The organism is Lentibacillus populi, assembly GCA_014642895.1.
GTDB lineage: Bacteria > Bacillota > Bacilli > Bacillales > Amphibacillaceae > Lentibacillus_C > Lentibacillus_C populi.
On the sequence record BMJD01000039.1, the window covers coordinates 1 to 20,340 of the forward strand.

At 39.9% G+C, this 20,340-nt stretch carries 21 protein-coding genes and 1 riboswitch; of the genes, 14 read left to right on the forward strand and 7 right to left on the reverse strand.

What is annotated here, in order from left to right; all coding sequences use genetic code 11:
• Positions 1 to 175: 175 nt before the first annotated feature.
• The 7 genes from IEX12_RS17875 to IEX12_RS17905 all read left to right on the forward strand — a co-directional run bounded on the left by IEX12_RS17875 (position 176) and on the right by IEX12_RS17905 (position 6,977).
• Positions 176 to 1,384: an MDR family MFS transporter gene (locus tag IEX12_RS17875; protein ID WP_102414920.1), complete on the forward strand. Its 1,209-nt coding sequence runs from the start codon at positions 176 to 178 to the stop codon at positions 1,382 to 1,384.
• A complete protein-coding gene (locus tag IEX12_RS17880) occupies positions 1,368 to 2,108 on the forward strand; it encodes a Cof-type HAD-IIB family hydrolase (protein WP_088052923.1) in 741 nt (246 codons plus the stop codon). Before IEX12_RS17875 ends, IEX12_RS17880 begins: the two co-directional genes overlap by 17 nt.
• Positions 2,109 to 2,298: 190 nt before the next feature.
• Entirely contained in the window at positions 2,299 to 2,481 is a 183-nt protein-coding gene (locus IEX12_RS17885; protein ID WP_088052924.1) for a cold-shock protein, read from the forward strand.
• A 661-nt stretch (positions 2,482 to 3,142) separates the two neighbouring features.
• Entirely contained in the window at positions 3,143 to 4,666 is a 1,524-nt protein-coding gene (gene adh / locus IEX12_RS17890; RefSeq protein ID WP_188725629.1) for an aldehyde dehydrogenase, read from the forward strand.
• Between the two features lie 105 nt (positions 4,667 to 4,771).
• A complete protein-coding gene (locus tag IEX12_RS17895; protein WP_088052926.1) occupies positions 4,772 to 5,125 on the forward strand; it encodes a DUF779 domain-containing protein in 354 nt (117 codons plus the stop codon).
• 214 nt (positions 5,126 to 5,339) lie between these two features.
• Complete coding sequence (locus IEX12_RS17900; protein ID WP_088052927.1) at positions 5,340 to 6,374, forward strand: hypothetical protein; 1,035 nt, start codon at positions 5,340 to 5,342, stop codon at positions 6,372 to 6,374.
• A gap of 165 nt (positions 6,375 to 6,539) precedes the next feature.
• The gene (locus tag IEX12_RS17905) at positions 6,540 to 6,977 is read left to right on the forward strand and encodes an IDEAL domain-containing protein (RefSeq protein WP_235000482.1); all 438 of its coding nucleotides are present in this window, start codon (positions 6,540 to 6,542) and stop codon (positions 6,975 to 6,977) included.
• 181 nt (positions 6,978 to 7,158) lie between these two features.
• On the opposite strand, the gene IEX12_RS17910 is transcribed toward IEX12_RS17905, so the two are convergent.
• Together IEX12_RS17910 and srtD are read right to left on the reverse strand one after the other, a co-directional pair.
• Positions 7,159 to 9,186, reverse strand: a complete 2,028-nt coding sequence (locus tag IEX12_RS17910; protein ID WP_155555370.1) for a penicillin-binding transpeptidase domain-containing protein — start codon at positions 9,184 to 9,186, stop codon at positions 7,159 to 7,161.
• Between the two features lie 255 nt (positions 9,187 to 9,441).
• Positions 9,442 to 10,038, reverse strand: coding sequence for a class D sortase, LPxTATN-specific (gene srtD, locus IEX12_RS17915; RefSeq protein WP_088052930.1), 597 nt, complete (start codon positions 10,036 to 10,038; stop codon positions 9,442 to 9,444).
• 476 nt (positions 10,039 to 10,514) lie between these two features.
• Positions 10,515 to 10,597, forward strand: a riboswitch (cyclic di-GMP riboswitch).
• A 23-nt stretch (positions 10,598 to 10,620) separates the two neighbouring features.
• On the opposite strand from srtD, the gene IEX12_RS17920 reads away from it, so the two are divergent.
• The 5 genes from IEX12_RS17920 to IEX12_RS17940 all read left to right on the forward strand — a co-directional run bounded on the left by IEX12_RS17920 (position 10,621) and on the right by IEX12_RS17940 (position 13,105).
• The gene (locus IEX12_RS17920; protein ID WP_088052931.1) at positions 10,621 to 10,740 is read left to right on the forward strand and encodes an anti-repressor SinI family protein; all 120 of its coding nucleotides are present in this window, start codon (positions 10,621 to 10,623) and stop codon (positions 10,738 to 10,740) included.
• Positions 10,741 to 10,828: 88 nt separating this feature from the next.
• Positions 10,829 to 11,158 (forward strand): helix-turn-helix domain-containing protein, encoded by a 330-nt coding sequence (locus IEX12_RS17925; protein WP_088052932.1) that lies wholly within the window; start codon positions 10,829 to 10,831, stop codon positions 11,156 to 11,158.
• Between the two features lie 80 nt (positions 11,159 to 11,238).
• Positions 11,239 to 11,730 carry a VanZ family protein gene (locus IEX12_RS17930; protein ID WP_088052933.1) on the forward strand — a complete coding sequence of 164 codons (492 nt, stop codon included), beginning with the start codon at positions 11,239 to 11,241 and terminating at the stop codon, positions 11,728 to 11,730.
• 336 nt (positions 11,731 to 12,066) lie between these two features.
• Positions 12,067 to 12,219, forward strand: a complete 153-nt coding sequence (locus IEX12_RS17935; RefSeq protein WP_188725630.1) for a hypothetical protein — start codon at positions 12,067 to 12,069, stop codon at positions 12,217 to 12,219.
• A 193-nt stretch (positions 12,220 to 12,412) separates the two neighbouring features.
• Positions 12,413 to 13,105 (forward strand): copper homeostasis protein CutC, encoded by a 693-nt coding sequence (locus IEX12_RS17940; protein ID WP_188725631.1) that lies wholly within the window; start codon positions 12,413 to 12,415, stop codon positions 13,103 to 13,105.
• Positions 13,106 to 13,266: 161 nt separating this feature from the next.
• Here the strand turns inward: IEX12_RS17940 and nagE are convergent, their stop codons facing one another.
• The 4 genes from nagE to IEX12_RS17960 all read right to left on the reverse strand — a co-directional run bounded on the left by nagE (position 13,267) and on the right by IEX12_RS17960 (position 17,476).
• Positions 13,267 to 14,712 carry an N-acetylglucosamine-specific PTS transporter subunit IIBC gene (gene nagE / locus IEX12_RS17945; RefSeq protein WP_088052935.1) on the reverse strand — a complete coding sequence of 482 codons (1,446 nt, stop codon included), beginning with the start codon at positions 14,710 to 14,712 and terminating at the stop codon, positions 13,267 to 13,269.
• Positions 14,713 to 14,859: 147 nt separating this feature from the next.
• Entirely contained in the window at positions 14,860 to 15,687 is an 828-nt protein-coding gene (locus IEX12_RS17950; RefSeq protein WP_371871344.1) for a PRD domain-containing protein, read from the reverse strand.
• 91 nt (positions 15,688 to 15,778) lie between these two features.
• On the reverse strand, positions 15,779 to 16,264 hold the full coding sequence (locus tag IEX12_RS17955) for a PTS sugar transporter subunit IIA (protein ID WP_088052936.1): 486 nt from the start codon (positions 16,262 to 16,264) through the stop codon (positions 15,779 to 15,781).
• A gap of 483 nt (positions 16,265 to 16,747) precedes the next feature.
• Positions 16,748 to 17,476, reverse strand: a complete 729-nt coding sequence (locus IEX12_RS17960; protein WP_088052937.1) for a GntR family transcriptional regulator — start codon at positions 17,474 to 17,476, stop codon at positions 16,748 to 16,750.
• Positions 17,477 to 17,623: 147 nt separating this feature from the next.
• On the opposite strand from IEX12_RS17960, the gene nagA reads away from it, so the two are divergent.
• A complete protein-coding gene (gene nagA / locus IEX12_RS17965; RefSeq protein ID WP_155554872.1) occupies positions 17,624 to 18,802 on the forward strand; it encodes an N-acetylglucosamine-6-phosphate deacetylase in 1,179 nt (392 codons plus the stop codon).
• 2 nt (positions 18,803 to 18,804) lie between these two features.
• Positions 18,805 to 19,530 (forward strand): glucosamine-6-phosphate deaminase, encoded by a 726-nt coding sequence (gene nagB, locus IEX12_RS17970; RefSeq protein WP_102414926.1) that lies wholly within the window; start codon positions 18,805 to 18,807, stop codon positions 19,528 to 19,530.
• Between the two features lie 62 nt (positions 19,531 to 19,592).
• Here nagB and IEX12_RS17975 read toward each other — a convergent pair whose 3' ends face one another.
• Positions 19,593 to 20,240 carry a YigZ family protein gene (locus tag IEX12_RS17975; RefSeq protein WP_088052940.1) on the reverse strand — a complete coding sequence of 216 codons (648 nt, stop codon included), beginning with the start codon at positions 20,238 to 20,240 and terminating at the stop codon, positions 19,593 to 19,595.
• Positions 20,241 to 20,340 lie beyond the last annotated feature (100 nt).

Below are 20,340 nucleotides of genomic sequence, written 5' to 3' on the forward strand. Positions count from 1 at the left end.
AAATTTGCTTCCTTCAATAAAAACGAAAAAAAACCTTCTAAAGGACTCTTAAGGTGAAATAATTCCGTTTTATGCGGCGAAAAAAGGTAAACTTAAACATCATTCCAATTGCTTAGTTACTCGAAATAGATTAGAATAGTCTAATCGAGTATGTTAAGAAGGTGAGATGAAGACTGTGCCTAGGTTCATTTGGGTGCTGGTGATAGCAACAACGATTAATGTTACAGGGGCTTCATTTTTGTGGCCGTTGAATACCATTTATATGCATAATGAGCTCGGCAGGAGTTTAGCTTTTGCGGGGTTTATTTTGATGTTTAATCAAGGTGCAACGATTGCGGGAAATTTAATTGGTGGAGTGTTGTTTGATAAATTTAGTGCGTATCGGACAATTCTTTATGGAACGGGACTTGCAATGGGGGCAGCAATTATTCTATCGTTTAACCATAACATATTGCCATATTCCATTTTGCTTATTTTAATTGGTTTTGGAACCGGTATTACCTGGCCGGTGATGTTTGCGATGGCTGGATCCATATGGCCTGAAGGTGGCCGGCGAGCGTTTAATGCCATCTACGTCGCACAAAATTTGGGTGTTGCACTGGGAGCGACAGTAGGCGGTTACGTCGCCAGCATTTCCTTTAATTATATTTTTATCGCGAACGCATTATTGTTTGTGGTTTTCTTCCTGATTGTACTCGTTGCTTTCAAAGGAATAGATAATGAACGCGATCGGCAAATGAATACAACGGTTATTGAGCAGAGTGGGAAAATCAGGAACAAATCTTCCTTTATGGCGCTAATTATTTTATGTGTCGGATTTTTTACAGCCTGGATTGCCTATAGTCAGTGGCAGTCAACGATTGCCTCCCACACGCAGGATGTCGGTATACCGCTTGATCGATACAGTTCATTGTGGGCGATTAATGGTTTTCTTATCGTTCTTGGTCAACCTCTGGTAAAATGGGTTACAGGTAAATTTAGATCGCAAAAAATACACATTTATCTCGGTAATGCCATACTATTCACTTCCTTTTTAATTGCCATGTTCGCAGAGGAATTTACGATGTTCGCGGTTGCGATGGTTATTTTAACAGTCGGAGAAATGCTAATGTGGCCGGCGGTTCCTACTATTGCAAGTGAACTAGCACCAAAAGGGAGAGCAGGATTTTACCAGGGATTTGTTAACAGTGTCAGTGCAGCCGGACGAATGATTGGACCGGTTTTTGGCGGCTTAATTGTCGATTTATATAATATACAGCTGTTATTTTTTGTTTTATTATTTTTGCTGTTGATTCCGTTTTTTACCACCTTTTTTTACGACAGTGGGATTCAAAAACTACATAAATTGGATAGGGAGCGTACGTATAATGGAAAAGAAGCATGAGATTAAATTAGTAGCATTAGATATGGATGGTACGTTATTAACAAGTGAACAGGAAGTTTCGAAACGTACACGGGAAGCAATTGCACAGGCACTTGCGAACGATGTACATGTTGTATTAAGTACGGGGCGCTGGATCAGTTCCTGTCGTCCGTTTGCTGAATCACTAAATCTGACGTCGTATTTGGTGACGGTAAATGGTGGAGAAATTTGGACCTTTGATAAAGAATTGAAGGAGCGGCATTTAATTGATACGAAATTAATGGAAATGATGTGGGAGTTAGGGGCAGAAAATGACATGACCAGTTGGATGGTTTCAACCGATGATATCTGGTATGACGCTCGCCCAGCTAACTTTAATGATCATGAATGGCTTAAAATCGGCTTTGATTCACATGATAAGGAAAAACTTGATGACCTTGTGAAGAAGCTATCGTATCACAAAGAATTAGAATTAAGTAACTCAACTCCAACCAATATTGAAGTCAATCCGATTGGTGTAAATAAAGCTACTGCATTGAGATCGGTTTGTGAATGGATTGGTACTACCATGAATAATGTAATGGCAGTTGGCGATAGTTTAAACGATATTAAAATGATTCAACAGGGCGGGATCGGTATTGCGATGGGAAACGCCCAGGATGCAGTGAAAAAAGCTGCCGATTTTGTAACCGATACGAACAATCAAGACGGCGTAGCAAAGGCGATTGAGCGATTTGTGTTGTAAAGACATGGCGGTTTTCCATTTAGGCAGGGAAAACCGCCTTATGTATGAAATAGTAAGAATTGGTCAATCCTTATAAGAGAGACGTTAACCAGACAAATTCACAAATGTTTGCAGTGATAAGCTGTCTGCCCTTTCTTTGTGTATGGGAAAGGAGTATAATATAAGTAGTACCATGAAAGGGGTTGCTATCATGTCTTTTTCACGTGGGCCTAAAGAGCCGCTTCCAGAAGTGGAGACAAAGGTCTGGTCATGTACAAGTGAGGACTGTCAAGGATGGATGCGCGAATCTTATAGCTTTGACGAAGAACCAAAATGTCCGCTTTGTAAATCATCAATGGAGCAGGAAGTTCGGATGCTTCCGGAATTGAAGTAATTTTAAATATTAATGGGCTGAAGCAATTCTTTTTAAAAATGAATCAGTAGGGATAGGCACTTTTTTTATGTTCATATATTTTGTTAAGATGTCCGGTTTGGCATCTTTTTTATATAGACGAAAAAAGTATAGTTGCTTCAGCACTGGAAACAAGTCCTCGGATAAATGGGCTTGTTTTCTTTTTTTGAAAGTACAGAAAGTATAGAGTTTTTAGCGATATTAATTCATAATCAAGAAAGGCCATGTCCAGCTCCAGCGCCCAGCTGCTAGTGTGCTTCCTTCACCTTCGTACGATAAGTCAACATCGGTTCGGGTAAGAAGGAAGGCCGACTAAGAACGGGCTTTGCGCCCAACGTCGGCATACCCCTTTTTTAGTGGCATGTTTCCTTTATCTCCTACGCAGGAATGTTCGGTTAAAACCGCCGCTTTGCGCGGCAACACCGAACCACCCTGCTTGGCAGGGCGCAGTCCATACGCCGCTAACCGGGCGCTTACGCTTTTCTTGTTTCAAACATGGTAAATGAAGTTCATATACGGTTATTGAATTGTTGGAATAATTCCGAATCAACTGGTATAATTTGAAACAGAGGCTGTTGTCCGTTAGTGTTCACAGCTAATTTATTGCAAACGCTTACAATTTATAAGGGGAGGAATGTTTATCATGAGGTACGCAAATCCAAACACAGAAGGCGCTAAGGTATCATTCAAGGAACGGTACGATAATTTTATCGGCGGGGAGTATCGACCGCCTGCCAGTGGAAAATACTTTGAAAACGTCAGTCCCGTCACCGGAAAAGTATTTTGTGAGATTGCCAGATCGAATAAAGAAGATGTAGAAGCAGCGGTTGAGGCTGCACATGTTGCTAAAGATGCGTGGGGTAAAACATCGGTAGCAGAGCGGGCAAATATCCTCAATAAAATTGCCGATCGAATCGAGGAAAATATGGAAATGCTCGCGGTAGCGGAAACGTGGGACAACGGTAAGGCAGTACGAGAACCGCTTGCTGCTGACTTGCCACTAGCGGTAGATCATTTCCGCTATTTTGCCGGAGTAATTCGAGCGCAAGAAGGCGGCATCAGCCAAATTGACAATGATACAGTAGCTTATCACTTCCATGAGCCACTTGGTGTTGTCGGGCAAATTATACCATGGAACTTTCCACTCTTAATGGCGACATGGAAACTCGCACCGGCACTTGCTGCAGGAAACTGTGTTGTGCTGAAACCAGCCGAGCAAACACCAGCGTCCATTCATACTTTACTAGATGTGATAAAAGATTTACTGCCTGCAGGTGTCGTCAACATTGTTAATGGCTTCGGCCTTGAAGCCGGGAAACCGCTAGCAACGAACAGTCGCATCTCGAAAGTGGCCTTTACTGGTGAAACAACAACTGGACGATTAATTATGCAATACGCGTCTGAAAATATTATTCCAGTGACGCTTGAGCTTGGCGGGAAATCACCGAACATATTCTTTGCAGATGTGATGGATAAGGATGATGGATTTCTTGATAAAGCGGTTGAAGGATTCGTCATGTTTGCGCTCAATCAGGGTGAGGTTTGCACATGTCCATCGCGCGCACTTGTGCATGAATCGATTTATAATCAATTCATTGAGCGGGCGGTTGAACGGGTAAACCAAATTAAAATCGGTCACCCACTTGATACGGAAACCATGATGGGGGCACAGGCATCGGAAGAACAAATGGAAAAAATTAAATCGTATTTGGATATTGGAAAACAGGAAGGCGCAGAAGTTGTTGTTGGCGGTGAAGTGAATAAACTTGATGATGAAGATTTGGAAAATGGCTATTATATTCAGCCAACCATTTTCAAGGGTAACAACAAAATGCGCATTTTCCAGGAAGAAATTTTTGGACCGGTGCTATCAGTAACTACGTTCAAAGATAACGAGGAAGCGATGGAGATCGCCAACGATACATTATACGGATTAGGAGCAGGTGTATGGACCCGTGATATTAATACAGCATACCGTTTTGGGCGTGGAATTGAAGCGGGACGTGTATGGACTAACTGCTACCACCAATATCCAGCACATGCTGCATTCGGCGGCTATAAAAAATCTGGTATCGGCCGGGAAAATCATTTAATGATGCTTGATCACTATCAACAAACGAAAAACCTGTTAATAAGCTATAGTGAAGGTCCTGCTGGTTTATTTTAAAAAAATATGCGTACGGGGGGAGGCGGGTGATTCGTGGAATTACCCGCCCTATACAAAATAGATAGGTTCCACCTAAAAATTTTGCTTATAGAAGGGGTGTGAAAAATGGTTGAACGTGTGACGGTTACCGATGAAGCTTTGGAATTAATTAATACATTAAAAAAGATTCATGGCCCGCTAATGTTTCATCAATCAGGCGGATGCTGTGACGGGAGCTCGCCGATGTGTTATCCGCGTGATGAATTTATTGTCGGGGAAGCGGATGTGTTGCTCGGGAAAATAGGAGACACACCATTTTACATGTCCAAGGATCAATACGAATACTGGAAACATACTCAGCTGATCATCGATGCAGTAGATGGACGCGGCGGAATGTTTTCATTGGAAGGTCCTGAGGGTAAGCGGTTTTTGACGAGATCGCGGGTGTTTACGGAGGAGGAACGGGCGGAATTGGCGTAAGGAGTAAAGAAGTCATGTGGATAGTATTATCTGCATGGCTTTTTTGTGGTGAGAAGGAATTTAATATGTTGCTTGTTATTGAATTACGATTGATAATGATAGTATCATAATTAAGTGGTATGTTACTAAAATGTACTCCAAGGTTCACAATTCTTTATCCTTGCATAAGTTAATAAAGGAGAATTAAATATACAAAAAAAGGGTGTGTTGTCCTTTGTCGCAAAAAACTTATTATTATGTTCACGGACATACAGCTTCCGGAAAGCAAGACTTTTCACAATCTAACATAAAGAATATTAAGAATGTATTTGTATTAACTCATCCCTCATTAAAAGTTAAGACAGCAGTAATAAGGAAATTTGTTAATTTTTATGAGGGTCAATTAAATCTGGAAATTATAAAAAGTGTCCATGGAAATGATTACTTAGATGGTTTGATTGTTCGTAATAAATCAGTTGCTTTATTTACTGAATCCACCCCGGAATTTGAAGATATGTTAAACGTAAATCTGGGAAATTTTTTTGATATAAAGAACACCGATTATGAGGTTTTAGATAAAGAGAAATTGGCCATTGAAAATGCGTATAATGATTTTTCTGCGGGATTAAAAATACATGATGATTTAGAAGAGATTTATATCAGCCAAATGGACTTCGCCCGTGCCGATGAACTTACAAAAGAATTTATTGAAAAACTTCTATATTCCCAACCAATATCGGAAACAAAAGGTCATACGTATCACCGTCTCTTTGGCACAAACACTTCAGATGGTGTTGTAAATGTAGTGCCGGAAATCATTCAGGGTGTAAATAATGTATATTTCATCAAAGGCCGCGCCGGTACTGGAAAATCAACTTTCATGAAAAAGATTGCAAATGCCTGCACTGAGCACGGTCTTGATATTGAATTGTATCATTGCAGCTTTGATCCAAACAGCATTGACATGGTACTGGTACGAGATCTTGATTTTTGCATTTTTGACAGCACTGATCCCCATGAATTTTTCCCGAAAAAAGACGGGGATTGTATAATTGACCTGTACGAAGAGTTAGTCACTCCCGGAACAGACGAAAAATATGCAGATAAAATAAGTGAATTGAATAATCGTTATAAAAGCTACATGAAAAAAGGAATTGAAAATTTAAAGAAAGCTGGACAATACCGTGATCAAATCGAGGAAAAGTATGCATTGCCGGGTGAAAATGAGTTTAATAAGGTCGTGGAAAATATTATTAATCAAATTAGTTAAAAACCTGTCAAAAATCCAGCCGATTCAAAAAATATTGGCTGGCTTTTGCTGATTCCATTTTAATTTATAGTCGTTTCCCATAATTTACCCTTGAATTTTTCAAAATAATTGTGTAAAATTAATTAACTGAATATTACAAGCATAAATAAGATTGGGAGGAGGATTATGATGGTTACCGTTAAGATGTTGAAGCCGTATTATATTAAAGCCGATGATGAGTATGTTCGTGTTATCCTGGCATATCAGTATTTCACAGTGTTAATTCATGATCAGTTGTACCATTTTGTCCCGGTTAAAGCAAAGGAAATCCGGATTAACCGGAGAACACAGGAGGTAGATAACATCGATGCCAGTTTTGCTTTCCAAAAAGGCAAGGACATCATTCACATTCCCATGACAAAGCTTGTATCCCTTCCTGATTTCATGAATGAGCTGAGAAAAATTATTCAGCCATACTATATTAATGATATAAGCAGTACCGCTAAAAATGAAATCGCTGTCATTATTGATGAGCTAGAACGACAAAACTTAAAGCGATTAATTGATCAAGCATTGGACGAACGTAATGAAGAAGCGTTTCATTCGTTGGTCAAAAAATTGTAATAAAGAACGAGGCATTTCTACTAGACTTTGGTATAATTGTAATATACAGAGTTGGGTACCAATCCGATTCCAGAGGATTGGTACCCGCCAAAACATCAACTCGCCCAGCAAACCTCTATCCAAATCGAAAACCTCAATAAAAGCTCTCAGAATAATCAGCTATCCTGAGAGCTTATTTCATCTATTTATGAAAATCCTTCAATATATTGGTAACCTTCTTAACGGCGTAACTGCTCCCGCCTTTATACTCGGTATGCTCAATCATCATGGCAATCAGTATATCCTGTTCCTCGGTTGGATATGCGACAAACCAACCGTTTTCCTGACCGGACTTATCATCTGCCGTCTTTTTAAGTTCAGCGGTTCCGGTTTTACCGGAGATGGCAAAATCAGCGTTTTTTGCACCCTTTGCGGTTCCTTTTGGTGAATCTACAACTTTACGCAGAGCATCCTTAATGACGTTTGCCTGATCACTTGTAACAAGTCCTTCCTTCCATGTTTGGCCGGTTTTCTCATTACCCAGTAATACAGGTTTCAGCATCTTTCCGTCGTTTAAAAAGGATGTATAAGCCATGGCGAGATGTAATGGGCTCATTTGAATTTGCCCTTGCCCATAGCTGGAATCTGCTAGTTGTACTTCATCGGCAAATTTTCCGCTTTCAGAAATAGTTGATGTTTCGATTGGGTATTCAAAAGGAACATCTTCACCGAAACCAAATTGCTTCAACCCCTTGGCAAAAGCCTCAGCACCCATGTCGACGGCTTTCATGGCAAAATAAATATTATCGGAGCGAACCAGTGCATCCGTGAGATCAACTGGGCCGTCTGAACTGGAGACACGATGTACCTTATAATCACCCCATCCTTTACCATTACTCCAGTCTAAACCATTGATTTCAATCCCTTTATCAGGATCAATGCTGCCATTGTTTAAACCAGCAGCCGCTGTAATAGGCTTCATAACCGATCCTGGTGCGAAGGTTGCGGAAAAACGGTTAATCATTGGCTTTTGCGGATCATCCTGCAATTTTCCCAATTCGCTTTGGCTGACACCGTAAAGCATTTTATTTGGATTAAATGCAGGGCTGCTGACAAGTGCCAACGTTTCTCCGGTTTTCGGGTTAACAGCAGCTGTTGTCCCTGCTTCTCCATCATAGGAGGAATAAATCTTTTCTTGAAGATCAACATCAATGGTCGTTTGAATATTTTCCCCATCTTTTACGGGTTTTTCGGCAAGTACTACGTCATCCTCGCCCTCTTTGGAGACCGTGATTGTAACGCCTTGTTCCCCTTTCAATTGGTCTTCGTATAGCTGTTCAAGTCCGCGTTTACCGATCGTGTCATTTGCCGTATATTCACCGGGTTCCTGTTTTTCCAGTTCCTCAGCGGTAATTTTCCCGACATATCCTACTAAATGTGCAGCAGCTTCCCCGGCAGGATATACACGTCCGGTAACTTCACGCTCTGTGACTGGATCAAGCTCCCACAGTTGATTAAGAACCGCTTCCTTCGTTTTTGGAACTTTCTTTAGTGGTACAAATAGATTTGGTTCGACCCAGTCGGCGTTTAGAGCGGCATCAATTCCATCAACCGACATGTCTAATAATCCAGCGATTTTCTTTTTCATTGCCTCTGGATTGTCACCTAGTTTCTCTGGAATAATGCCAATTTCGTAAGCAATATCGTTGATTGCTAACGGCATCTTGTTCCGATCAAGGATTTCACCGCGCTTCGGTACTTCAGTCTGGATTCCGATTTCACCGCCGTCTTTAATTTCTGGAAAAATAAATCCCGGATCCCATTGTACAAACCAATTTTCCTTGTCATCTTCTCCTTCTTTTACAAGTGTCGCTTTATAATCAAACGAAATAGGGCCGGCAATCGTGTTCATTTTTACCGTTATCGGGAAAGTCGCCTTACCTTTATCCATGGCACTTTCCAGTTTTTCTTCACCCAACTTCTTAAAGGAAACCTTTAAATCTGATATACCAAGATCTTTGTATATTTTCTTATATCGATCAACAAATTGCTCCGTTGAGTATTTCTCAGCTGATTTGGCCGAAAGCATGTCGTGCATCTCATTGAATTTTTGATCATTCCATTGTTTTACATATGTAGCGAAACGATCCTGTGGCGTCGCTTCATCACTTGAACAAGCAGCCAGAAATACGAAAAACAAAATAGATAAGATCATCGTTATTTTTTTCATATAGACCCCCTCAATCAATACAAACTCTTTATTTATCATACCATTTTCTGTTTTATAGCACATCCTTAAAAATTGGAAAATCCGGGTTGGATACAGCCGATTTTTGGTATTATACAGTATTCATATGATACTTAATCTCGGCTGCTATATTGTTAAATTCCTCCTCAGTACACTTTATAATATTTACAAAGACTCTCCTCTGGTTAAAAAACAAATAAAAATTGCTAAGCTGGCAGTTTCTGCGTCTGCGAAGTGTCAGTTGCCATTTTCAGTTGGCAATGCGGTTATAATATAACGTTCCGGTGCATTTCCAATGTAGGAAAACGGGTAGCATGTTGTCACCGTTAACACTTCCTTTGGCGCGGTCGAAGCAATAACAGTCCGGTCATCGGCATCCACAACTTTCGTATCGACGATCTCATAGGAGAAATCACCATAAGGGAGCTTAATCGTTAAAACATCACCAATGGCCAATTCCCCCATCCGTCGAAAAACCGTATCACGGTGGCCGGACAGGACGATTTGATCTTGCTGTTCCGGATAGGCCGTCCCTTTATAATGTCCAACCCCTTTTTCCAAATCATCCTCATCTGTTCCTTCTACAATTGGAAGGTCAGCGTGCAATTCAGGGATATGTAAAATGCCGACTGTTTCCCCTGTTGAAGGGGCGAACGATGCAGCTGCTTCCATACTGCTGGACGAGACAGTATCACGAGAAGTTTCATTTGTTAATAAAGCTTCTGCTTCGGCTAAACTTTTTTCCTGGGCTTTATTTGTTTTGAACAATTGATAGCCACCAAAGATAACAAAAAACAATCCAGCGGTGATAAAGATGATTGCAACTTTTTTCATAAAGCGTTCGCTCCTTCCGCTACTGTATCTAGTATATCGTTTATGAAAGCGGATTTAAACAACAATTTGCAAGACAATCATGATTTGTAAAAATGTTAAATGCTGAGTAAGGAAGAAGAAAATAATAGTAAATGGAAGAATACAAATATTTTGTGATGTATTTGCCAGATTTTGGACGTTTTCGATATAAGAAAAATTACCTATGCTGCAATTGTGCATGTTCTTTATAGAGTACACATTGTAATTTTAAGAGAACTGACACCTGGATCAAGCACAAAGCAATTGGACAAGCGGGAATGATCAACTACTTTTGAGAAGGTGGAATACTGAACGCAGATAGAACCGCAAAGTGTAAAATATAATGGTATCTGGGTAATAAGTAGTAATTATTTACAAAACTAGTTCTATTCTGACAAAACAAGACATCCACAAGCCTTCTCGTCTATAGTATAGTAGTCTTATACGAGAGTTGATTCCTCAGAAAAGAGCTAACTTATTGAAAAATAGGGGCGCAAAATCACGGGTCTAAGGCATTAGCTATGGCAGCCGGATTACCTGAAATGTAAATGGGGGAGGAAAACGATGATTGAAACGGCCAAAAAAAGAAAATTGGATAACGAGTGGATTAAGTTGATGAAAGAAGCGAAAACAATCGGGCTTACAATTGAGGAGATTCGAATATTTCTAAGCCAAAAAAAATGAGCGTGTATAATTTTCTAAAACAAAATGTGCTTTATAGAACCATTCACCTCATTGTGGTATAATCGTCACTGAAAGAAGGTGTGTGGGCTTGATTGGTGAAAAAATCAAACAATTTCGTCAGGATAAGAAGATGTCTATATCAGAGCTGGCTGAAAAAGCAGGTGTAGCCAAATCTTATCTGAGTTCCATTGAACGTAACCTTCAAACAAATCCATCCATCCAATTCATCGAAAAAGTTGGTGCGGTATTAGGTGTGTCTGTTAACGAGTTAATTCGTGAGGATAGTATGCAGATAGAGGATCAGCTAGATGATGACTGGTTAAAGATCGTTCAGGAAGCAATGGAATCAGGTGTATCCAAAGAGCAGTTTAAAGAATATCTCGAATTTAATAAATGGAAAAATAAACAAAACAAATAAACGGATATCAACCGTAGCAGCTTTGGTATACGGTTTTTTTTTGTAAAATAATAGTTGGATAAGATAGTTTGGTGACTTCAATGCAAAAAATTTGGTATTGGCTTTTGCCGTTGACTTGGATGGGTGTGATTTTTTACGCCTCGGCTCAACCCTATGAGAAACAGGATATGAAGCCGTTTTTAACAAATATGGTGGATCTTTCGTTTTTAGCACCTTATCTCGATTGGGTTTCCCTTTCTTACCACCAATCTGAGGTCAGTGTTGATGTTTTGGGTGTTGCTGGTTTTATCGAGTTCTTTATCCGAAAAGGAGCCCATGTTACCGTTTTCTTTGTATTAATGCTATTGTTCCTTGCTGCAGTTCGGAAAACAACTTCCTGTACTTTTCCGGTGAGCATATCCTTATCATTTACCTTAACGGTTGCATATGCTGGATTAGATGAGTTTCACCAAGGGTTTACTGCGGGTCGGACGCCATATGCCGGAGATGTAGTGCTTGACAGCTTTGGTGCTTTTATGGCGTTATTGCTTCTAATATATGTTCACCTGTTAAAACGGAAAAAACGATCATAAACATTGCTAGCCTAACGAACAATATGGTACAGGTAAAAACAAATTTGCGTGTCAAATTTGTTAATACGACAATTTTCGATATTGTTTTGTTTGGTTTTTGTGGTATGATGCGATTATGGGTCGAATTTCTAAAAATACGTGTTCAGAAAAGTTGCCAAATAGATGGTCAGCTAAGAGCCAGGCGTCCATAGCAACGTTGACACCAGCCGTTCTGTGCGTTGTAAGAAAGGTCGGGAGAAGGCAGTTTAGAGTGGCTGAAAAACAAATAGGAACTCGAATTCGCTGCTTGCCATTTGGAAAATTTTTTGAACACCCTTTAAAAGGCGGGAATATGTTGTGGGAGACCAAGAGAAATATAAATTGATGTTAAAGAAGCTGATTGAGCAAACGGAAAATTTTAAAATTCAATCATCTGAAGAATTAATCCAAGCTCTAGTGAATGAGTTAAGAAGCGATTCTTTTTCCAGTAATAGTATTGCAAATAAATAAGGAATAAAGGAACTGCACTTTCGTCAGCGGGACGGGTGTAGTTTTTTGTGTTAAGCGATGTTGTGGCGATTGGCTGATAAAATTCATTTCTATAAGATTTTTTTAGTCAATTTATATGTGTTCAACATATGGGGAAATTTAGGAAGTGACCAGGCGCCCATCCTACAAATATAATCCAGAAGGAGACACAAACATGAAAATAGAAATTATTACCTTGAATGCAGCGGACACGAGACAGGCGGCAGCGTTTGGCGCTGATCGAGTGGAGTTAGTCAGTGCGATTCACGAAGGCGGACTTACACCAAGCTATGGAACAATCAAAAATGTTCTATCCACATCCGCCATTCCAGTCCAGATTATGATCCGCCCACACAGCCATGGATTTGTATACGATGAAACGGATTGGAAGACGATGAAAGAGGATATTTCCATGATTCGAACACTTGGGGGAAATCGAATTGTCTTCGGGTGTATCACAGATGATGGCCAGATCGATGAGCACCTGTTGAATAAAGTTTTGGAACATGCCCCTGATTTTGATGTGACCTTTCATCGGGCTTTCGATTCGCTTCGTTCTCAGCTTGATGGCTATCGTGTCTTGCATAAATATAAGAAAAATATTAAGCGAATATTGACTTCAGGTGGAAAACCAAAGGCCAAAGACGCAACACTCGAACTAAAGCAGCTTGTTGCTTTATCAAATGAACTAGAGGGGCCAATTATTTTAGCGGGAAGCGGCATCTCTTCAGACAACATCGGTTCCATTCACAAACAAATAGGCACAAGTGAATATCATATTGGTTCTGGCGCCAGACTGGACGGGGATTTTAGTAAAGGGATTGACCGTAATAAAATGGATCATATAAGGCGGGAATTAGCCATTTAAGGTTGGTGAAATGTAATGAATGTCCTTTAGTCTCGTCCTCCACATAACTTCATTTTAAACATATCTAAGCCGCCTTCTGTAAAACGCCTATGTACATTTCACCATGTAAAAAGCGAACAGTTTACATACAATACTGTTCGCTTTCAAATACAATATACGATTTATTTCTTGCCACGAATTTTATTTACTTCATCGGCAACAAATTGTACACTTGTACCAACGATAACTTGAATACTTTGTTTACCTACTATATTAATCCCCGGGACACCCGTAGATTTGATTTTATCCTGGTCTACTTTGTCCATATCTTTTACTTCTACCCTTAACCGAGTCGTGCAATAATCAACCGCATCGACATTTTCATCGCCGCCGAGTCCTTCATAAATTTTGGCAGCCATGACAGTATATTTATCATCTCCGCTAGCTTGATCATCACCTTGTGCTTCTTCTGTCGTTTCATCTTCACGGCCTGGTGTTTTCAAGTTAAATTTAACAATCAGGAAGCGGAACAAGAAGTAGTAAATAACCGCAAATACAAGCCCCTGAACAATGAGCATATATGGCTGGCTAGCGATCGGGTTTGTAAAGCTCAAGAGATAGTCAACAAATCCGGCACTAAATCCAAAACCAGAAGTCCAATGAAATAAGGCTGCTATGAATAGGGACAGACCTGTAAGTAAAGCGTGAACAACATACAATGCTGGTGCCAAGAACATGAACGAGAATTCAAGTGGCTCTGTAACCCCAGTAAAGAAAGCAGCAAATGCAGCAGCCATCATCAAGGATGCAGCTTGCTTTTTACGCTTTGTTTTTGCTGTATGATACATGGCTAAAGCTGCAGCAGGTAAACCGAACATCATGATTGGAAAAAATCCTGCCTGATACATACCAGTAATACCTTTTGTTCCCTCACTGCCCAGGAACTTACCGATATCATTAATTCCCGCGACATCGAACCAGAATACCGAGTTCAGGGCATGGTGTAACCCTGTTGGAATTAAGAGGCGATTAAAGAAGCCGTACAATCCTGCACCCAATGCGCCCAGATCACTTATAGCTGTACCAAACGATACGAGCCATGAATAAACAACTGGCCATACAAAATACAGAATACCGGCCATAACAACCATTGCTGCTGCCGACATAATTGGTGCAAGCCGTTTACCACTAAAAAATGCAAGTGCATCAGGCAATTTCACGCCACTAAATCGATTGTACATCATTGCGGAAATAACACCTGATATAATCCCGATAAATACGTTTTCATTTTGTGCAAAGGCTGCGTTCACATTTTCAGGATCTATCCCCTGTAAGCCGGCAACCGCATCTGTGGATATTAATGTCGTTACAACTAAAAAACCAACCAGTCCACTTAGTCCAGCGGCACCATGTTTATCTTTTGATAATCCAATGGCAATACCGACAGCAAACAGGATCCCTAGATTATCAAGGATTGATGTTCCTGCAGTCTGCAAAAATGTACCGACAACATTACCTTCTGAAAGACCTAAAATCCAGTTCCCAATACCTGCTAAAATAGCAGCTGCGGGAAGGACAGCAACCGGCAGCATGATAGCGCGGCCAAGGTTTTGCAATTTTTTCATCATTTGACTTTCCCCCTATTGTTTTATTTAGTAAATAATTACGGAAATCTATTCCCAACAATCCCGCGAGAGGCTACTTCACCATCCGGATATTTCCGGCTAATTGTATCCGCTGCCAAAATAGAAAGTAAAAATATAATAGCGTATCGACTAATAGTGTCTTAACCGTTCTATGTGAAGTGTTATATAACCTAATTCTTCCTCTGGCAGCTCGATACCATGTGCGCGGGACAATTTTTTTGAAACCTCCAAAGCACAGCGAAAGGATACGTTAAATTTACGTTTTATCATTTGCAGCATTTCTTCATCCATGGAATGCACCTCATATTGATTCGCCCTGGATAAAGCAAAGCGAAGATGTGTAATAAGACGTTCGTAGGAAATTTCGTCTTCTTCCATCTTGATTTGCAAATAATCTTTGATTGTTTCTACCATATCCCTTACAATTGCTGTTTGCCTGACGGTTTCGTGCAAATCACCTCCTTTAATTTTCATGGTGTGAATATGCAGGGCAATAAAGGCAGCTTCATCAATTGGCATCTCTACCTGATTTTTCTCCTTTATATGCTGAAGTGCCCAAAGCCCAATTTCAAATTCTGGCTTGTATAAGATTTTTATTTCCTGCAATAATTTATTTTTAAGATGAATACCCTGCTTTTCACGTTCAATGGCAAAGGAAATATGGTCTGTAAGTGCCAAAAGTATATGGTCATTTAACTTCGTATCTAACTGCTTTTCCGCGTACGTAATAATTTCTTTTGAAAGGATAAAATGTTCTTCCGGTATCCGTAATAATAACTGTTGGAGTTTTTCATTTTCTTTTAGGACAAACAGCTTTTCAATTTTATTAATATTGACAATGTCGTTTTTTCTCTTTTCAAAGCCGACACCGGCACCGATAGCGATTTGCTCTTGCTGCTGTCCATCCATTACGATAACGGCATTATTATTTAATATTTTCGTTATTTTCACCGACATTCACATCCCTATCCCAGCTGGCAGTTCCAAACATTTTTTTGCACGCCCCGATCATCTTAGGCAATGAAGGGTTGCGAAATAGCCAGGTTTTCTAAGAAACTGTAATAATTTCCGTTTCTGCTGCTCTACCCTCTTTCTGTTCAGTGATGACATATTGCTTATCGCTATTTTGACTATTTGTAATAACAATTGGGGTAATCACATCTTTGGCATGGTTACGAATATAATCCAAATCAAATTCCATCAGGAGATCCCCAACAGAAACCGGATCTCCTACATTTACTTTTGGTGTAAATCCTTCTCCTTTTAACGCAACTGTTTCTAAACCAATATGAATTAATAATTCCGTGCCATCATTGGCTTCGATTCCAACAGCATGTTTCGAATCGGGAACTTGTACAACTTTTCCATCTACTGGTGAGAGAACTTTTCCTTCACTCGGAATCATAGCAACTCCTTCTCCCATCATCTTCTGGCTAAATACCGGATCCGGAACCTCCTCAAGTGGTACAATCGTCCCGTTCATTGGCGCATAAATTTGCTGGGTGCTTGATTTTTTAAATAGATTTTTAAACATTCTAGCTGCTCCTTTCTAATCCTTGATGAAATAAATTAAATTTAAGAATTTCTCAATAAAACACTCAAACCGTATTTTACCCTTTTAGATTGTTTTCAACCAAACGATTAAGAACAGTATCACAAGTTCTCTCATAAATACATGTTCAAAAAGTTGCCGAATTAGAATCTTATAACTTCTTATCCAATTAAAAAAGGCATAGAGGTATAGGAGGACGAATTGCCCTCTATCATACCACCATGCCTAATCGAATCAGTAACATGTGATCCATTTTTAATTGTCAACAGTATAGTAACATTATCCTATACGAAGAGTCAAGAACAAAGGCGAAATTTTCCAGAGCCTGCATGAAATTTATGTCTTTAAGAGCTAAAGTTTATACACCTTATACATCAGCCTGACACAAAGACCATCCGCCAGTGATCCGTGAAGAAAGTTGGGAAGCGGCCAACAAAAAAGCATGTACTAGCTTTTTTAATAATATTACCGTTTCATTTGTAATTTAAATTTATATTTGTCTGCCCGATAGGCTGACTTCACGTATTCCAGCGGGGTTTCGTTGTCATCATTTAAATAAGTAATACGTTGCATCAGCAAGATTGGGTCACCTTGCTTCATGTGCAGATACTCGATTTCAACGTCATTAGCGATAACGGATTCAATGATTTGATCTGAATGTCCAATCGTCAATCGCAGCTTTTCCTCAATAAATTGGTAGAAGGATGAGGTGAAATCTTTCTCCTGCAATTTTCCAACCAATTTTTGCGGTGTATAAATCGTCTCCAATGCTATTGGTGTGTTGTTTGCCAGGCGTATCCGCTTTATCTCGTAAACCAAATCATCCATATTGATGTACAAAAGATTAGCAATTTTTTCATCAGCTTTGATTAATTGGAAACCAATAAGCTGATTGGCCGGGGTTAACCCACGTGCACGCATATCTTCACTAAAGCTTGTCAAACCTTGCAAATTTTGTTCAAACTTCTTTTCCGCAACAAACGTGCCTTTACCTTTAAGGCGATACAACAAGCCTTCTGCGGCTAAGTTGTTAATGGCCTGTCTAACCGTCATTCGGCTTATATTGTATTTTTCCGCATATTCCCGTTCAGATGGCAGCAACTCTCCCGGTGTCAGCTGCTTTGTATTAATCAATCGTTTTATTTCTTCTTCAATTTGGTAGTAAATCGGTAATGGAGAGTTCTTATCGATCATAACGGCTATCCTCTTTTCCGGAATGTAGTTGCTTTATATTTTAACAAAGAAGATTTATGATGTATATACCTATATAAATGTATAGACAACTATATCTATGCTATAATAGGAATTTAATATTAATGTTCTGGAAAGGATTGAAAAAAATTGGGGAACGGAAACGTATTATACATTAAAAATGGAAAAATATTTACGGAAAACCAAATCATTATGAATGGTTCCTTGCTAATCGAGAACGGCAAAATAAAGGAAATTTATCCGGAAAATGAGCAACCTGCAAAAATAACTGGGCAAGTTACCACCATTGATGCCCAACATCGCAATATTATTCCAGGGTTTATTGACGGACATATTCATGGTGCCAATGGGGCGGACGTTATGGATGCAACAGAAACGGCACTGGATACAATGGCGGCAGTATTGCCTAAGGAAGGGACAACCAGTTTTTTAGCGACAACAATTACGCAATCCCCCGAAAACATTGAAAATGCGCTCGTTAATGTAGCTAACTATGAAAATAAACCTGGACAAGCTGAAGTGATCGGTGTTCACTTGGAAGGGCCTTTTATTGAGAAAAGTAAAAAAGGTGCACAACCGCTGAAATATATTATGGAACCCAATATCGAGCAATTTAACAAGTGGCAAGCCCTTTCCGGCAATAACATCAAAACTATAACACTTGCACCAGAACATGATACAGATGGTTCGTTTATTTCCTATTTGCAAAAATCAGGAGTCAATGTTTCAGCCGGACACACTGGTACAGATTTTGCCGGAATGAAAAAGGCTATTTCCTATGGTGTAAGACAGGTGACCCATTTATGTAATGCGATGACAGGGATTCATCACCGTGATATTGGTGTTGTTGGTGCTGCATTGCAGCTGGAGGAATTACGTGCTGAATTAATTGCCGATGGTATTCATGTTTCACTGGAAATGCTGCAACTAATATACGATAATATGGGCAGCGAACGACTAATTTTAATTACCGATGCGATGCGGGCAAAATGCTTGCAGCCGGGTAATTATGAACTTGGCGGACAGCCTGTAAAAGTAACGAATGACCGTGCTGTATTGGACGACGGTACATTGGCTGGAAGCATTTTGAAAATGGTTCAAGGTGCACAGAATATGCTGCAGTTGCGTGACGTGACGATTGAAGAAGTGATTAAAATGGCAGCCTCCAACCCGGCCAAGCAGCTTCAAGTATATGATCACAAAGGAAGTATTGCTGTTGGCAAAGATGCCGATCTGTTGCTCGTAGATGACAAACTAACAATTGAAATGACCATTTGCCGTGGTATGGCAGCTTACAGGGAGGAATAAAAATGAAGATTATTAAGGTACCCGATTATCAAGCAATGAGTGAAAAAGCATGCGAACTCGTAATGGAGAAAGTGAATACGATTGAAAAACCGGTTCTAGGTTTAGCAACAGGTTCCACGCCTGAGGGATTATACCAGCAATTAATCAAAAAGCATCACCATCATGAAGTTTCGTTTAAAAATACTACAACATTTAATCTGGATGAATATGTTGGTTTATCCAAACAGGATCCAAACAGTTATTATTACTATATGCAGGAAAAGCTGTTTAAGCATATTGATATTCCACGGGAACAGGCTCATTTGCCAAATGGTGAGGGAGATAATTTGCAAGCCAACTGTCAGGACTATGAACAACTGATTAAAGCTGCCGGCAATATTGATATCCAGCTGCTGGGGATTGGCCTGAATGGACATATCGGGTTTAATGAGCCGGGAACGTCCTTTTCCAGCAGAACACATATTGTTGAATTAGACGAATCTACAAGAAAAGCCAATGCCCGCTTTTTTTCCTCGCTTGCCGATGTTCCTAGTAAGGCGGTTACAATGGGGATTGGGACAATTATGGAAAGCAAGCAAATTATTTTACTCGTCTCCGGTGAAAAGAAAAGCGACGCGGTTACCCGGCTTATCACTGGCGAGATAACGGAAGCATTTCCGGCTTCAATACTGCAAAAGCATGAAAATGTCGTGTTAATTGCTGATGAGGCTGCGCTTAAAGACAGGTAAAATGAAGATTGTTTGAAAAATGTGCTATACCTATCCAAGAATGTGATAGGTATAGCACACGATTATTTTTCGGTTTTTTCAACATCTATTTCGATATAGTTTTGTTCCGTTTCCATTATATTTGCCTGGCCACTAGTTAAATTAATAACCCATTCCATAAAGGCTTGTTCTGCCCCTTTTCTTACATAAACGATCAGTTCCACTTTTTCTAAGTAATTGATAGTAGATAAAATATATTCGGAATTGCGTAATTCGTTTTCAAGTTTGCCTAACATGGTATAATCAATAGTAACGGAAAATCCTTGCACTAATTGCCGCTGCACAATACCGGTAGTTTGAATGGTTTGTGATGTCGTGCTGCCATATGCACGAATTAAGCCGCCGGCACCAAGTTTAATGCCGCCGAAATAACGGGTGACGACAACAGCAGTATCTTTCAAGTGCTGCTTTTTCAACACTTCCAGAATAGGCACGCCGGCAGTGCCGCTTGGTTCGCCGTCATCATTGGCTTTTTGTATCTGATCGTGTTCACCGATAAGATAAGCAGAGCAGTTATGGGTGGCGTCATGATGTTTTTTCTTTATTTCCTGAATGAAGCGAAGTGCTGCTTCTTCCGTTTCAACACGTTTGACATGACCAATAAAACGGGACTTTTGAATAATTAGTTGGTCCGATCCTTCATTTTTTACGGTATAATAGTTAGATAACATGTTGCATTTAGCCTCCTGAGCAGACATTATAGTACATAAGGATATATGCCAATTTCGAAAAGGGGGATAGATTAGATTGAAAAATAGGATAATCTTTCCT

Excerpts from the sequence above, each read along its gene's own strand:
- IEX12_RS17880 (WP_088052923.1), top strand. The coding sequence starts at position 1,368 with ATGGAAAAGAAGCATGAGATTAAATTAGTAGCATTAGATATGGATGGT.
- IEX12_RS17885 (WP_088052924.1), top strand. The coding sequence starts at position 2,299 with ATGTCTTTTTCACGTGGGCCTAAAGAGCCGCTTCCAGAAGTGGAGACA.
- adh (WP_188725629.1), top strand. The coding sequence starts at position 3,143 with ATGAGGTACGCAAATCCAAACACAGAAGGCGCTAAGGTATCATTCAAG.
- IEX12_RS17895 (WP_088052926.1), top strand. The coding sequence starts at position 4,772 with ATGGTTGAACGTGTGACGGTTACCGATGAAGCTTTGGAATTAATTAAT.
- IEX12_RS17905 (WP_235000482.1), top strand. The coding sequence starts at position 6,540 with ATGATGGTTACCGTTAAGATGTTGAAGCCGTATTATATTAAAGCCGAT.
- IEX12_RS17910 (WP_155555370.1), bottom strand. The coding sequence starts at position 9,186 with ATGAAAAAAATAACGATGATCTTATCTATTTTGTTTTTCGTATTTCTG.
- srtD (WP_088052930.1), bottom strand. The coding sequence starts at position 10,038 with ATGAAAAAAGTTGCAATCATCTTTATCACCGCTGGATTGTTTTTTGTT.
- IEX12_RS17920 (WP_088052931.1), top strand. The coding sequence starts at position 10,621 with ATGATTGAAACGGCCAAAAAAAGAAAATTGGATAACGAGTGGATTAAG.
- IEX12_RS17930 (WP_088052933.1), top strand. The coding sequence starts at position 11,239 with ATGCAAAAAATTTGGTATTGGCTTTTGCCGTTGACTTGGATGGGTGTG.
- IEX12_RS17940 (WP_188725631.1), top strand. The coding sequence starts at position 12,413 with ATGAAAATAGAAATTATTACCTTGAATGCAGCGGACACGAGACAGGCG.
- nagE (WP_088052935.1), bottom strand. The coding sequence starts at position 14,712 with ATGATGAAAAAATTGCAAAACCTTGGCCGCGCTATCATGCTGCCGGTT.
- IEX12_RS17950 (WP_371871344.1), bottom strand. The coding sequence starts at position 15,687 with ATGTCGGTGAAAATAACGAAAATATTAAATAATAATGCCGTTATCGTA.
- IEX12_RS17955 (WP_088052936.1), bottom strand. The coding sequence starts at position 16,264 with ATGTTTAAAAATCTATTTAAAAAATCAAGCACCCAGCAAATTTATGCG.
- IEX12_RS17960 (WP_088052937.1), bottom strand. The coding sequence starts at position 17,476 with ATGATCGATAAGAACTCTCCATTACCGATTTACTACCAAATTGAAGAA.
- nagB (WP_102414926.1), top strand. The coding sequence starts at position 18,805 with ATGAAGATTATTAAGGTACCCGATTATCAAGCAATGAGTGAAAAAGCA.
- IEX12_RS17975 (WP_088052940.1), bottom strand. The coding sequence starts at position 20,240 with ATGTTATCTAACTATTATACCGTAAAAAATGAAGGATCGGACCAACTA.